The 13470-nt window shown below is 36.4% G+C and carries 15 protein-coding genes and 1 pseudogene; 4 read left to right on the forward strand and 12 right to left on the reverse strand.

Translation table 11 applies throughout. The features are described 5' to 3' along the window. The first annotated feature begins 91 nt into the window (after positions 1-91). Positions 92-742 carry a Pr6Pr family membrane protein gene (locus ACTYA4_RS13890; RefSeq protein WP_443482494.1) on the forward strand — a complete coding sequence of 217 codons (651 nt, stop codon included), beginning with the start codon at positions 92-94 and terminating at the stop codon, positions 740-742. Positions 743-795: 53 nt separating this feature from the next. Continuing rightward, entirely contained in the window at positions 796-1008 is a 213-nt protein-coding gene (locus ACTYA4_RS13895; protein WP_443482495.1) for a hypothetical protein, read from the forward strand. A 151-nt stretch (positions 1009-1159) separates the two neighbouring features. Here ACTYA4_RS13895 and ACTYA4_RS13900 read toward each other — a convergent pair whose 3' ends face one another. From ACTYA4_RS13900 to ACTYA4_RS13940, 9 genes and pseudogenes are all read right to left on the reverse strand, one after another. Next, positions 1160-1894, reverse strand: a complete 735-nt coding sequence (locus ACTYA4_RS13900) for a hypothetical protein (RefSeq protein WP_443482496.1) — start codon at positions 1892-1894, stop codon at positions 1160-1162. After that, entirely contained in the window at positions 1895-2098 is a 204-nt protein-coding gene (locus ACTYA4_RS13905) for a hypothetical protein (RefSeq protein WP_443482497.1), read from the reverse strand. Between the two features lie 189 nt (positions 2099-2287). Continuing rightward, a complete protein-coding gene (locus tag ACTYA4_RS13910; RefSeq protein ID WP_443482498.1) occupies positions 2288-4537 on the reverse strand; it encodes an MMPL family transporter in 2250 nt (749 codons plus the stop codon). A gap of 63 nt (positions 4538-4600) precedes the next feature. Next, positions 4601-5194, reverse strand: coding sequence for a TetR/AcrR family transcriptional regulator (locus ACTYA4_RS13915; RefSeq protein ID WP_443482499.1), 594 nt, complete (start codon positions 5192-5194; stop codon positions 4601-4603). A gap of 107 nt (positions 5195-5301) precedes the next feature. Then, a complete protein-coding gene (locus ACTYA4_RS13920) occupies positions 5302-5496 on the reverse strand; it encodes a hypothetical protein (RefSeq protein ID WP_443482500.1) in 195 nt (64 codons plus the stop codon). Between the two features lie 233 nt (positions 5497-5729). Then, positions 5730-5861, reverse strand: a complete 132-nt coding sequence (locus ACTYA4_RS13925; RefSeq protein WP_443482559.1) for a hypothetical protein — start codon at positions 5859-5861, stop codon at positions 5730-5732. Next, positions 5838-6255 (reverse strand): annotated as a pseudogene (locus ACTYA4_RS13930) (orotidine 5'-phosphate decarboxylase / HUMPS family protein); the annotation flags it as partial. The gene ACTYA4_RS13925 and the pseudogene ACTYA4_RS13930, both read right to left, overlap by 24 nt. Positions 6256-6374: 119 nt before the next feature. Then, complete coding sequence (hxlR, locus tag ACTYA4_RS13935) at positions 6375-6743, reverse strand: transcriptional activator HxlR (RefSeq protein WP_443482501.1); 369 nt, start codon at positions 6741-6743, stop codon at positions 6375-6377. A gap of 216 nt (positions 6744-6959) precedes the next feature. Beyond that, the gene (locus ACTYA4_RS13940) at positions 6960-7847 is read right to left on the reverse strand and encodes a glycine betaine ABC transporter substrate-binding protein (protein WP_443482502.1); all 888 of its coding nucleotides are present in this window, start codon (positions 7845-7847) and stop codon (positions 6960-6962) included. A gap of 418 nt (positions 7848-8265) precedes the next feature. Between ACTYA4_RS13940 and betB the strand changes: the two genes are divergently transcribed. Both betB and gbsB read left to right on the forward strand, forming a co-directional pair. Then, on the forward strand, positions 8266-9756 hold the full coding sequence (gene betB, locus ACTYA4_RS13945) for a betaine-aldehyde dehydrogenase (RefSeq protein WP_443482503.1): 1491 nt from the start codon (positions 8266-8268) through the stop codon (positions 9754-9756). A 32-nt stretch (positions 9757-9788) separates the two neighbouring features. Beyond that, positions 9789-10991, forward strand: a complete 1203-nt coding sequence (gbsB, locus tag ACTYA4_RS13950; RefSeq protein WP_443482504.1) for a choline dehydrogenase — start codon at positions 9789-9791, stop codon at positions 10989-10991. Positions 10992-11149: 158 nt separating this feature from the next. On the opposite strand, the gene cudC is transcribed toward gbsB, so the two are convergent. The 3 genes from cudC to ACTYA4_RS13965 all read right to left on the reverse strand — a co-directional run bounded on the left by cudC (position 11150) and on the right by ACTYA4_RS13965 (position 13432). Further along, on the reverse strand, positions 11150-11710 hold the full coding sequence (gene cudC / locus ACTYA4_RS13955) for a choline uptake/conversion transcriptional regulator CudC (RefSeq protein ID WP_443482505.1): 561 nt from the start codon (positions 11708-11710) through the stop codon (positions 11150-11152). A 225-nt stretch (positions 11711-11935) separates the two neighbouring features. Then, on the reverse strand, positions 11936-12367 hold the full coding sequence (locus ACTYA4_RS13960; RefSeq protein WP_443482555.1) for a EutQ-related cupin domain-containing protein: 432 nt from the start codon (positions 12365-12367) through the stop codon (positions 11936-11938). A gap of 45 nt (positions 12368-12412) precedes the next feature. Continuing rightward, the gene (locus ACTYA4_RS13965) at positions 12413-13432 is read right to left on the reverse strand and encodes an NAD(P)/FAD-dependent oxidoreductase (RefSeq protein WP_443482506.1); all 1020 of its coding nucleotides are present in this window, start codon (positions 13430-13432) and stop codon (positions 12413-12415) included. Positions 13433-13470 lie beyond the last annotated feature (38 nt).

Below are 13470 nucleotides of genomic sequence, written 5' to 3' on the forward strand. Positions count from 1 at the left end.
AGAATCGCTAAAAAAGTTTACGATGAAAAGAATAGTACTATATAATTTTGATTAAACGGTTAGTAAACTGATGATAACGAAAGGAGAGTTTATGAATAAACGAACTGCAATTGTTATTTACAGACTTATTTTATGTGCGTTGACATTCAGTGCTGTCATTACGCAATTTATTACACGGGCGCAAACAAAGCCTTTTAACCCCGTTAACTTTTTTAGCTATTTTACGATTGAAAGCAACATCTTAGTTGCCACGATCCTCGGCTTAAGCTGTTTCTTTCATACAAAATACGGTCGATTTGAGCAGCTAGGGGTTCTTCGCGGAGCAGCAACCGTCTATATTGTGACAACTGGCTTCATCTATTTTTTATTGTTAAGGGGGCTTGAAGAATCACTGCAAACACCTATACCGTGGGTTAATGTTGTGCTGCATTACATCATGCCTATTGGAGCACTTTTGGATTGGATAATGAACCCGCCAATAAAGCGTATAACATGGGCAAATACTTTAAGCTGGCTTCTTTTCCCACTAGTATATGTTTTGTACAGTTTAGTGCGCGGACCATTTGTTGATTGGTATCCATACCCTTTCCTCGACCCAAGAGTTGGCGGCTACGGAAAAGTTGCCGTATATAGTCTAGGTATTGCAGTAGCTATCGGATTAATTTGCACCTTTGTAAGAATACTTGGCAACACAAATCGGAGAATGCGAAAAGCAAATGAAACTAGGAGTACAAATTTTTAATATTATAGGTGATTTAGTAATACTTGAGGTGAAACAAGATGGGGAAATTTTCGATGAAAATAATAAAATATTGGCTCTCTATTCCAAGATGGTTCAGAATTTTCACTTTAAGTGCGATTACTATTTATGTGATATGGTCATTTTTTATTGCAGGTGTAAAAAGCTTATATGACTTTCATCTTGATTTACCTGATGTGATAATAAGTTTAATTGCTGCAGCGTTTATATTGTTTATCTTCAATATTTTCGGTTCGGAAAATAAGTGAATTTTAAAAATACCGAATCATAAACGATTAATTCTATAGTTTTTATATTAAATAATAAAGTGAATAAATGAAGAATTAACCGGTTATAAAGGCTGTCGAAGGTTTTTTCGACAGCCTGAGGATTGTGTAGCACTACCTTTTTTAAAAAGTATTATGCAATTTTTAATATCTTGAGTAAACCAATTGTATCTTCTGTGTAGTATGTATGTATAAAATCGCTATCAAGAGTTGCAAAGTAATGACATCCATGAGAACTAGAATAAGCAATATGAAATGCATCGTATACATCTAGCTGCTGTATTCTCATAATATTTAAGGCTAATTCTTGAATATCGTGTTCTTCAAATGATGGCGTGCTTATTTTGAGCCCTAACTCATTTGATAAGTCCCTTATGGAACCCTGGAATGTAGACACTGCATGATTATAATAGGTATGTAATCCTTCTCTATTACGAGAATTATTTGTTTTAAAATCTTTAAGAATACTCTCAATACTATGATAAAGTTCCCCACTTCTAACTAACTTGTCCAATTTCTGTTCTGGTACGTATCCTGCAAGGTTTCTGGCTGTTTTCAAGTCTCCTAATAATTCCAGCTCTTCATCTGAAGGTTTATACCTATTTTTGTTCATCTTATGAACTAAAAATAATATTTCCCTTATAATATTTTTAAATAAATTATGTACTACTTCAGCTGCAACTTTATTAGTAATCACTAACTCAGAAATTTCTTCTTCTGCCCATTTAGCTAGCAGTTCAGAAACTTTGTCTCCTCTTTGATCATCAACATCTAAATAAGCCAAAAGAAAACAAGCATCCACAGCAATCGATGCTTGATTAAAGTTAACGTACTGTACTTCAGTATAGTCAATTATGTAGTCAGACATTTACTTACCTTCCTTACACAGTTCAACTAAACGTTTTCCTGAAGATGTACGAACTCCATAATTTTTCCGAATTTCCATTGCTGTTTTACGTGTTGAGTGACTTTGTTTTACCTCATGCTTTAAAGGTTTCGCAACTGGTACCAATCTAATCACTCCTCTTATACTTTTAAGATTATTATATCTATTACTACCAATATTGTCCATAATCCAACTACCTTTTCCCATAAAACAGGCGTATTTTCTATCATTATTTCCAACTATTCAAAAAAGAACCCTTTTTATTTTAAAAAAAACAATATCTTCACGGTACTCAACCGATAAACAAGTATAGCCTACTTCTGTTTGTAAAAAACAAAAGTAGGCTATACTTTTCAAAAAGAATTCTGCAATCTCCTACTCCGTCTCACTTAAATTAAAAATTTCATACAATCGTTTTAATGGTTTTGGAACCCACCAGTTTGCATTTCCGGCCAACTTCATTAATGCAGGTGCTAATATTGCTCTTATCAATGTTGCATCGACAATAACGGCAAGTGCCATTCCGATTCCAAGCATTTTTAAAAAGACGACCTCGCCGGTTGCGTATGCAGCAAAGGACAATGCCATGATGGCTGCTGCTGCTGATGCAAGCGGGGCGCTGCGTTGAATGCCGGCTGCTACTGCCTTTGTATTGTCGCCTGTTCGATCATATTCTTCCTTGATCCTAGACATGATAAATACTTCATAATCCATCGATAACCCATATGCGATACAGAACATAAGAATCGGAATGCTTGGTTCAATACTGTCTAATGGTGTAAATCCGAGTATATTGGACAAATTCCCTTCCTGAAAAATCCATACAAGTGCTCCAAACATGACGGACAAACTAAGAATATTTAGAATGGTTGCCTTTAAAGGAATAAGCAAGCTTCCATTCATCAAAAATAAGATGACAAACGTAACAACAATAATAAATGCTATCACTAACGGCAGCCTATTAAGAAGCGAGTCTCTAAAATCGGTAATTTCTACTGGACTTCCTCCATAGACGACATCAAAAGGAGCTTGCTCCGCTTTTATTTCACCAACAAGATGCGCCACCTCACCATTTAAGCTAGATTCATCCGGGATTACACTTAACCATGTTCCCGTTTCGCTGCCATATCTTTTCGAATAATAACCTGGCTCCATTATTTTCTGGCCGTCAGCAAACGATCCTGCTAAAGAATCTACTTGAAAAATGCCAGGTATTTTTGAAAGAGCAACGCTGTATTGTTCAATATCTTCGAATCGATCGCTAGTATTTTCAATGGAAGGAGCAACAATTCGAACGGCATCGTCCTCTTCAGCTGGGAAATTGCTGCGAATCTTCTCCTCCACAATCCGACTGGATGCCGTATCTGGGAGCACGCGTTCATCAGGAAGACCGAAACGAATATCAAGAAACGGTGATCCGATAATCATAAGAATGACTAAGATGCCCAATATGGAGAAAACAGGTCTTTTCATTACCCTCATCGTTAATCGATACCAAAATCTATACTCTTGCAACTCTTTAACTGCATTTCCAGATTTGTGCTTCCGATCAATCCATTTGCCAAAAACGGCGAGCGCCGCTGGTAAAATTACGGTAGCTCCAATTGCTGCAGTTATGACCACTAATAGACCAGCATAAGCAAAGGAACGGAGAAAAGGAAACGAAAACATCAGTAATGCTGACAAAGATACTGCAACGGTAATACCGCTAAACCAAATCGTTCGCCCAGCTGTCGCAACCGACTTCACAACAGCTTCGTGAACCGATTTGCCGCGCTGACGCTCCTCCCTATATCGAATAATCATAAAGAGACTATAGTCAATGCCGAGAGCCAATCCCATCACCAAGGTAAGATTCGTTGCAAATGTAGATACCATAATAAATTCGGTTAGACCTCGAAGAACAGCAAATGTGCCAAGTATGGAAAATAAACCGATGCCTATCGTTAATAATGCTGGCAGTATTCGACGATAAACGAAAATCAACAGTAAAAGAACGGCTGGCAGGATCACTATCTCTGCTCTAAGGAAATCTTGACGAGCCTGCTCTCCAACTTGTCTAAACAATTCATCAGGTCCCCCTGCTTCCATCTTTATTGTTTCATTTTCACGGAAAAATTGAGGCGACCAGTCAGCCAGCTTATTACGGATTTCTGTCACACTTCCTTTCATGCTGGCAAAAATAATCGCCTGCTGATGGTCGTTGCTGCGAAGTGCCGGGCTGTTTCCATGAGTCCAATACGATTGAACCTCGCTTATCCCTTCTTTAGCAGCTAGCTCTTTCTCTAATGCTTTAGCTGCCATGGTGACTTCTTGACTATCGACATCCCCTTGCTTTGCCGTAACGAGCAAAATTAAGCTAGGAGTTGCCGTATTAAATTGTTCTTGTAAGTATTTAGCTGTAAGATCTGACTCTGATCCAGGCGCATCAAACCGAGAAAGGGACAAAGCGTTTAAGGTTCCTGACCCAATGACTCCAAATACTAACGTTGCAAATATACTTAAAATTAGGAGCATTCTTCTTTTATTTACTACAAAGTGTCCGAGACGACTCATTTTAGTGTCTTTACTTATTTTTGAATCTTTTATTTTTTGATTTTTTTGTGTACGAATGATTTTATTCATGACAACCCTCCATTTTTTGTTTGAACGTTCATTCAATACTTTTCAAAAAAAAAAACAGATTCATTACTCTGTTTTTTTTGAAACATTTTTTAAATAAGAACATAGCAGCATCGCTAATGTATCATAAGCAGCATCGTAGTCGAACTCTGGATCAGACAGCCTCTGTAAACCGAGCCCATCAAAAACGGCAAGGAGAATAGAACCTAATGGCCTCGCTTGCTCCTCTGGCAAATGAGTAACTTCTTCAATAAGTTTAAAAAGATGTTCTCTTTTCCCTGCAAGCGTTTTTTTCATACTTTCTGAAACGGTTGGGTTTCGAAGCCCAATTGCATATAGCTCATATCTTAGTTTGATCCATGCAGGATCGTTTAGCACTCTTTTTTTCGGTACGTCCAGTACTTCTTTTAACGACTGAATGGATAACTCTTTTTCGCCATAGCTTTTAATATAAGACAACGACTTGCAATATTTTTCAGATTCATTTTGAAATACTTCGGCAAATAATAAATCCTTGCTGGAAAAATAATAATTAATTAACCCTTGCGCAACACCGGCAACACGAGCAATTTCTTTTGTAGATGCTTTATCATACCCTTTTTCAGCTAAGACCTCATAAGCTGCTTGAATTATTTTTTCCTTTTTATCCTTTTCCGTCATGAAGGCCTCCAATCTTGAATGAACGTTCAAACAAATTGTATCATGATAAAATGGGATATACAACTCCAACCTATTTTATCATTTTCATATTTTTTATTTTTACTCATTTAAATAGAAACCTTTTGTCCCACTCCAAGCTCAATGGCTCTATTGTAAATCTTCTTTGCAACTATAACATCCATCGCTGCTATTCCCACTGATATAAATATTGTTAATTCTTGATCATTTTCACGGCCAGCTTTCATTCCTTTAATTATGTCGCCTAGTTCTGTATAAAGTAGATTTCGAGTGAAAAATCCCATCTTTTTTTATGTATTAATTGAGGATTGAATGAATCAAATACATAATGGCGGAAAATGTGCTTTATTAAATAGGATAGTGAAAACAAAAAGAACCGAGGAAAAGTCTCAACTACGCTTCCCTCGATCTTAATATTTTCTATTATTTTATTGTAATCTTGGTTGGATGCTCGCTTCACTCAGGATTAGCATGTCTCATAAACATCGTTTCTGAGTCTAATTTTTCTCCAAGAGTCTTATTCTTCATTTGCCAATAAATCGGCGGTACGGCTTAACTCTTTAATAATTTCTGTTACATATTGAGTTGTTTGCATGGCTGCTGTTCCTTTTCTTATGAAATACGTTCCTTGTTTAATTAATTTTTCCATTTGCGCTGCGACTGATTTTTTATCTTCTTGACCAGTAATTCCACCGCCAAAGAATAACAAGATCAGGCTGGGACTGAACAACATCTGGCAGAGTGTCTAATTTTATGCCTCCTGCTACGGCTGTCTTCGCATTTTTTACGACACGCTTAATCGTTTGAAGCTGTTCAAAAGGTGTTTCCCCTTCTGCTTGCAGGTCATAGCCTGTATGTACGCAAATATAGTCTGCACCAAGTGCATCCACTTCCTTCACACGCTGCTCTAGATCCTTTACATTGATCATATCAACAAGAATTTTTGTTACTTGTTTTTTAGCTTCTTCGACTGCACCCTTAATCGTAGCATCATCTGTTACTCCTAATACGGTAATAATATCAGCACCATCTTCTGATGCTTTCGTAAAAAAGGGTTACGACTGTACAAACCTTCCTATCTAAAAAATGCTCATAACTTTTTCAAAGTTTAACACATGGTTTTTAATAGATTGCTATCGTTTTTATCCAACAAAGAGAAATGTTATGATATCGTCGAATCATTGATAATGACTTGATCCTTCATCACCGTGTTCATGTAATTTTTTCCCCATTCGTACATAGACTCAAGAATCGGCATCAAGCTTGTTCCTTGTTCTGTCAATGAGTATTCCACTTTAGGTGGAACAATGGGATACACTTCACGGTGAATAATATGATCTTGCTCTAATTCTCTCAATTGATTCACAAGCGTTTTTTGAGTAATTCCCGGCATAAGAGACCTTAATTCATTAAAACGTTTAGTTCCTTCTTTGCCTAAATGCCATAAAATAAGCATTTTCCATTTACCGCCTATGATAGCAAGTGTTAATTCTTTTTCGCAGTTATACAGCTTGTTGCAAACATGTCCCATTATGTTCCCCTCCATATTAAGAAATGCGTAAGCGGCTTGGCACTATCCGCTAAAGGGCATAGGTCCTTCAGTTGCATCGGCACTCTTAGATCCTGTACGTTGAAGTATACTTTTCTTAATTTTTAGAATAGTAGTATCTTTTAGATACTACTATACCATAAAAAAGCTGAAACTAACAGGAATATGGGGGTTCACATGATTAAAACACAGACATGATTATTTTGTCCAAGCTTCTACGACGCTTTTATTCTCAGACATCCATTTCTCCACAGCTTTTGTTTCATCTTTCAGTTCATTAATGTACGATTCCAACTTCGCTAATTGTTCTTCCGTCATTTTAAAATCTTGAAGCCAGCTTGCCACTTCAGGGTAATCTGCTTTAAATTTTTTGCTGCTGATAATTTGAATTTTTTCTGGACCAGTTGGATTCATGAAACTTTTTGGATCTTCTAAATAGCGAAGATTGTACTTTTCAAATGCCCAATGAGGCCGCCATAATGTCACAACGATCGGCTGCTTATTTGAAACAGCTTTCCCTAACTCTGATAACATAGCAGGAGTACTGCTTTCTACTAGCTGCCAATCTTTTAAACCATAGCCAGGCATTGCTCCTTGTTTTGTAAGATCATTAATGCCAGATCCAGGCTCGATGCTAATAATTTTTCCACCATAATCTTTTTTGTAGTTCTTTAAATCTTCAATTGTTTTAGCATCTACATAGTCTGGAACAGCAAGTCCACTATCTGCTTGATTATACCAAGTACTAAGCACTTCTAATTTATCCCCAAACCTTTTCATATACGATTTATGGGTAGTTGGCATCCATACATCTAAAAATAGATCAATATTTCCTTGAGCAACACCTGAAAAAATAGGTGCTACATCTGCTTGAACAATTTTTACTTTATACCCCTTATCTTCTAGCATTTTTTTCCACAAATTCGTTACAGCAACATCTTCATCCCATGGGATATATCCAATCGTTATTTCTTTATCATTTGATTTTTCACTAAGGTTTCCACTTGTTGAGCTGTTACTTCCACATGCCGTTAATCCTAAGGTTAATGCGATAACAATAAATAAAAAACATTTCGTTCGTTTCAATCTATTCATCTCCTTATATAAATTTTTTCTGCTGCAAAATGTATTATGTAATATTACAGAAAGACTGTTTCCCTCCTTCCAATTTATATCTTTATTTAACTTTTCACTATCCAGACAGTGAAAATCCAACAGTGTGAACTTATTATATCCATAAATATTTTGAATGTTCAATATATTATAAGAATTTTTAACAAACTTTTTTATTTTAAAGAAAATAGCAATCTAATTATTTTCTATCTCTATTCTTAATTTTTTTGCCATAAACTTGTTTAAATCCGTGTATATATTGAGATGAATACCGTTCTAAATATTTAAAAAAATCAGAAATTTTAGTTGACCTTTTTTTATTTGCAGTGCTATAATTCAAATTGTTAAAAATATTCTTAACAAACTTAACAAAAAATACATTTGGAGGAGGATGCTCTTGGAAAAGGTAATGCTTTTAGAAAAAATGTATATCAATGGTGAATGGGTAGAATCTCATTCTGGACAAAAAAGAGAAATAATTAATCCTTTTAATCAAGAAGTGATTGCTGTTGTAGCAGAGGGAGATCGTTCAGATACGATTAAAGCTATAAAAGCAGCTCGACATGCCTTTGACCAAGGGGATTGGAACAAGTTAACCGCCTTTGAAAGAGGGACCTTATTGTTTAAAACAGCCGAAAAAATTCGTGAGCATAAAGAAGTGCTCGCTGAGCTTGAAACCTTAAATACAGGAAAAACCCTTGTAGAAAGCTTAGCCGATATGGATGGAATCGCTGACGTGTTCCAATATTATGCAGGGTTGGCTGATAAAGATGGTGGACAAATGATTGAATCCCCCAACCCAGACTCTGTCAGCCGTCTCGTTCGTGAACCTGTCGGTGTATGTGCTCAAATTACACCTTGGAACTATCCTTTGCTGCAAGCATCATGGAAACTAGCCCCTGCTTTAGCTGCTGGGAATACTGTCGTAATCAAACCTAGTGAGATTACTCCATTAACAACGATTCGAATGGCCAAAATTTTTGAAGAAGTTGGCTTCCCTGCAGGTGTTGTTAATGTTGTCCTTGGCACTGGCGCAACTGTTGGGCAAACGATGTCAGAAAGCCACCTTGTTGATCTCGTCTCCTTTACTGGCGGAGGTGTATCCGGACGAAAAGTTATGCAGGCTGCAGCAGGAAACTTTAAAAAAATCTCTCTTGAATTAGGTGGAAAAAATCCAAACATCGTATTTGCAGACGCGGATTTTGAAACTGCTGTTGATTATGCCTTAAATGCAGTATTTTTTCACGCAGGACAAGTTTGTTCAGCAGGAGCCAGGTTATTAGTTCAAGAAGAGGTTCATGATGAATTCGTCAAAGCTGTTGCTGAACAAGCAAAAAAAATACGCATGGGAAATGGCATGATGGAAGAAACACAAATGGGGCCGGTTATTTCTGCTCAGCATCTTTCAAAAATCGAGAAATATATCAAAATGGGATTAGAAGAAGGAGCGACGTTAGCCTTAGGAGGAAAGCGTCCCGATCATCCCGAATTGCAAAAAGGTTTCTTTATTGAACCAACCATCTTTACGAATTGTCATTCAGGCATGAAGATTGTTAAGGAAGAATCTTTTGGTCCTGTGATGACGATAGAATCCTTTAACACCGAAGAGGAAGCTATTCGTCTCGCTAATGATACAGTGTATGGCTTAGCTGGAGCTGTTTGGACTCAGGATATGAATCGTGCAGAGCGTGTCGTACAAAAGCTTCGCATGGGCACAACTTGGATTAATGACTACCATCCCTACTTTCCTCAAGCTCCATGGGGAGGCTATAAGCAATCTGGAATTGGAAGAGAATTAAGCCAGGTAGGATTAGAAGAATATACAGAAATCAAACACATTTATATGAATACAAACCCACAGCCTATGGGTTGGTTTAAATAAAATTATAATAATTTGTGAGGAGGAAATACAATATGTTTATGCGTTTTGAAAGAATGGAAAGATTAAAAAGCTTTGAAATGCCTACTGTATTAAAACATGGAATTGGTGTAGTGAAATATACAGGAGAAGAAGTAAAAAATTTAGGAGTTTCAAAAGTACTTCTAGTAACAGATCCTGGAATTCAAAATGCTGGCTTAGCAGACCCTGTTATAGCTAGTTTAAAAGAAGCAGACATAGAAGTAGTTGTATTTAACAAAGTTGAACCGAACCCATCTATTCATGTTGTCGCACAAGGAACATCTCTTTACCTTGAAAATGACTGTAATGGATTAGTAGCTGTTGGCGGCGGAAGTTCTATGGATACAGCAAAAGCGATTGGAGTGGAGGTAGTTCACGGGGAGCCTGTATTAGAATATGAAGCAGCTGAAGGAAAAAAACCTTTAACGAAGCGAATCCCTCCATTAACGACTATACCTACAACAGCAGGTACTGGAAGTGAAGTAACTCAATGGGCTGTTATAACAGATCCGGTCCGTCAATTTAAGTTTAATACTGGAGGTCCTTTAATTGCTGCTCATTTAACTATTATTGATCCAACTTTGCATGTATCGATGCCAGCTCATATAACAGCTGGAACTGGAATTGACGCACTCTCCCATGCAATCGAATGCTATACTTGCCACTTTGCTCAACCAATGACAGATGCTGTCGCACTTTTAGCTATTGAATATGTAGGAAAATATTTACGCCGTGCAGTAGCAAATGGCCAAGATATTGAAGCGCGCTATGGGATGGCTAAAGCTGCAATGCTGGCTGGACTTTCTTATGGAAGCGAGTCTGCAGGGGCAGCACACGCAATGGCACAAACATTAGGAGGAATTTACCCAGTTGCACATGGTCCTTGTGTGGCAGCTATGATGGGACCTGTTATGGAATATAACTGGATGGGTGAGCCTGAGAAATTTGCTCGTATCGCGCAAGCTTTAGGCGTAAATGTTCACGGTTTAAGCTTAGAGGAAGCTGCTAAAGCAGCAGTTCGTGAAGTATACCAATTAGTTCAGGATGTGAAAATTCCAACATTAGCAGAACAAGGAGTGCCAGCTGAAGAAATTCCTAAATTAGCGCTAGAAGCATTCGGTGATCCACAAACAGTCGGAAATCCTCGTGATCTTAATGTTGCAGCATATGAATGGATTTACCGCCGCTGCTATGATTTAGAGCCTTGTACAGTATAAAATAATGAAAATCCCTTTCTGATCAATAAACACTATAGCAACCATGTTTATAGGGTGTTCTAATGTATTTAACTTTAGAACACCCTTTTTTACGGAATATCTTATTAAAGTACTTATTTTTTATTTCTATTTAATTAGATTAAGACGTTTGTACTTTTTTAGTCCTCGTTATGAATTTCATCATTAATCATTTTAAGTATTTCCTTATTTTCAAATACTTTTACAAGTTTTTTCAAAAAATAATAATAATTTTTAGACTCTTCTAACTGTTTTAGATTCATTTTTGTTTTTTCATAAATCCCGACAGGAACATTTTCATCATTTACAAGTAATGTTAATTTTTCTTCAGCAAGTTTAATCGCCTCTAAATTTACTGAAATTTCTCTTTCCCATTTCTTACAAAAAAATGAGAAGAATGATTTAAAGAAATCTTTTTCGGCATTATATAAATCCTTTCGAACCCCTGTTTTCCAAACTTTTTGAACCATATCTATTTGCTGCAGAGACCGAATAGACGTGCTCATACTCGGTTTGCTCATTCCTAATTCTTGGCTCATTTGATCAAGTGTAACGGGTTCATTCATAAAATATAAATAACCGTAAAGTCTTCCTATAGAAGGGGTAACCCCGTATAAGTCCATCGTAGATGCAATTGCACTAATCACTAATTCTTCCGCTTCTTTAAGTAAATCCTCATAATTTTGGTTGATGTCACTCATTTCGCTTCCCCTTTTATTAAATACATTAAATTTTTTCTTAATATATTTAATAATACCAATGCATCAGTCAATGTCAATCATATTGTAAAATCAATAAGAAAATAAAAGAAGCCAAGTCTTTTATTGAAAAAAAGTACTTGGCTTCCTCTAATATTAAATCATGGATCTTTTATTTTTACAGCTCTTTCGGAAAATCTGTTCTATTGCTTGTATGTTTATAATATATTATAAATATGAAGGATTAGCTTCTGTATTCTTAAAATAAACAGCTTCTCCATCACTCTCACCATCGAAAATGACAGTTGTCTTAGGAGAGAAGATTAAAACATCACCAACTTCTGCAACATATTTATTCCCTTGAATATCACGCACAATCATTTTCCCTTTTGTAACCACTTTTATCTCGATAAAATTAAATTCTGCTGAATAGTCAACTGACGGTTGCAATGCAAAATATCCCATTGTTAATACTTCTTTTTTTTCAGTGATAGGTACATCAACAATTTGTCCCTTTAGTTCAGGTGTCCCTCTCAACACGCTCAGCTCATTTAATTGATATAACCCCGCTTTTATTAACTGAATACCTGGCTTTTCATCTAAAAATTTTAATTCGTTTTGTGTTATCGTTTTTTCACTCATTTTTGCACCTCTAATTATTTTATTTGTTCTCTTTTTCCTTTTATGGAAAAAAGCCTAATCTATTTATCTAGTAGCAGTTAAACTCTTCTTCTCCAAATCCATTGACGAACTGTGGCCTGGCTGTAATTTAGCTTTAGGATCAATGTAAGCTTTTGCATTATTGACAGCAGTCGGTGCTTCACCAAATCCACTCGCAATAAGCTTTACCTTGCCATCGTATGTACAAATATCTCCAGCAGCATAAATACCTTCAATATTTGTTTCCATTTTCGAATTCACAGCAATTGAGTTTTTCTCTATTTCAAGGCCCCAGTTCTTAATTGGTCCAAGAGAAGAAACAAAGCCGAAATTGACAATTAAATCATCAATATCTAGAATTTCTTTACGATCACCCTTTACTTCCTCTAATACAATTTGATTAATTTTTTCTTTGCCAACTAACTTGCTAGGGACAAAAGGAGTCAAAATCTCAACTCTTGAATTCTTTAAAAGTTCAATACTATGTTCATGTGCGCGGAACTTATCGCGGCGATGAATAAGTGTTACTTTTTCTGCAATAGGCTCAAGCATTAAGGCCCAATCGACAGCTGAATCACCTCCTCCAAGCAAAGCAACCCGCTTACCCGCAAATTTATTTAAATCATCTACAAAGTAATGTAAATTAGTATTCTCATATTTAACAGCATCTTCTAACTCTAGTTTACGAGGCTGGAAAGCTCCGTTCCCGGCTGTTATGACAATTGTTTTCGAATAATGAACCCCATTATTTGTTGTTAACTTAAATGTACCGTCTACTAGCTTTTCAACTTCTTCTACAGCCTGTTCAAGTACAATTGTTTGTTCAAATTTTGACATTTGTTCCTTTAAATTGTTAACTAATTCCTGAGCTGGAATTTTGGGAAATCCAGCCACATCGTATATATACTTTTCAGGATATAAAGCTGAAAGCTGCCCTCCTAGCTGTGGAAGACTCTCTATTAATTTCACACGACATTGTCGCATCCCCCCATAAAAAGCGGTAAATAACCCTATAGGACCACCTCCAATAATCGTAATATCGTAAACTTGATCATTTTCGAACATATGATTCCCTCCTTGTAAGTTGCTCAATCTTATCATTA

Source organism: Niallia yueguangensis (assembly GCF_052663115.1).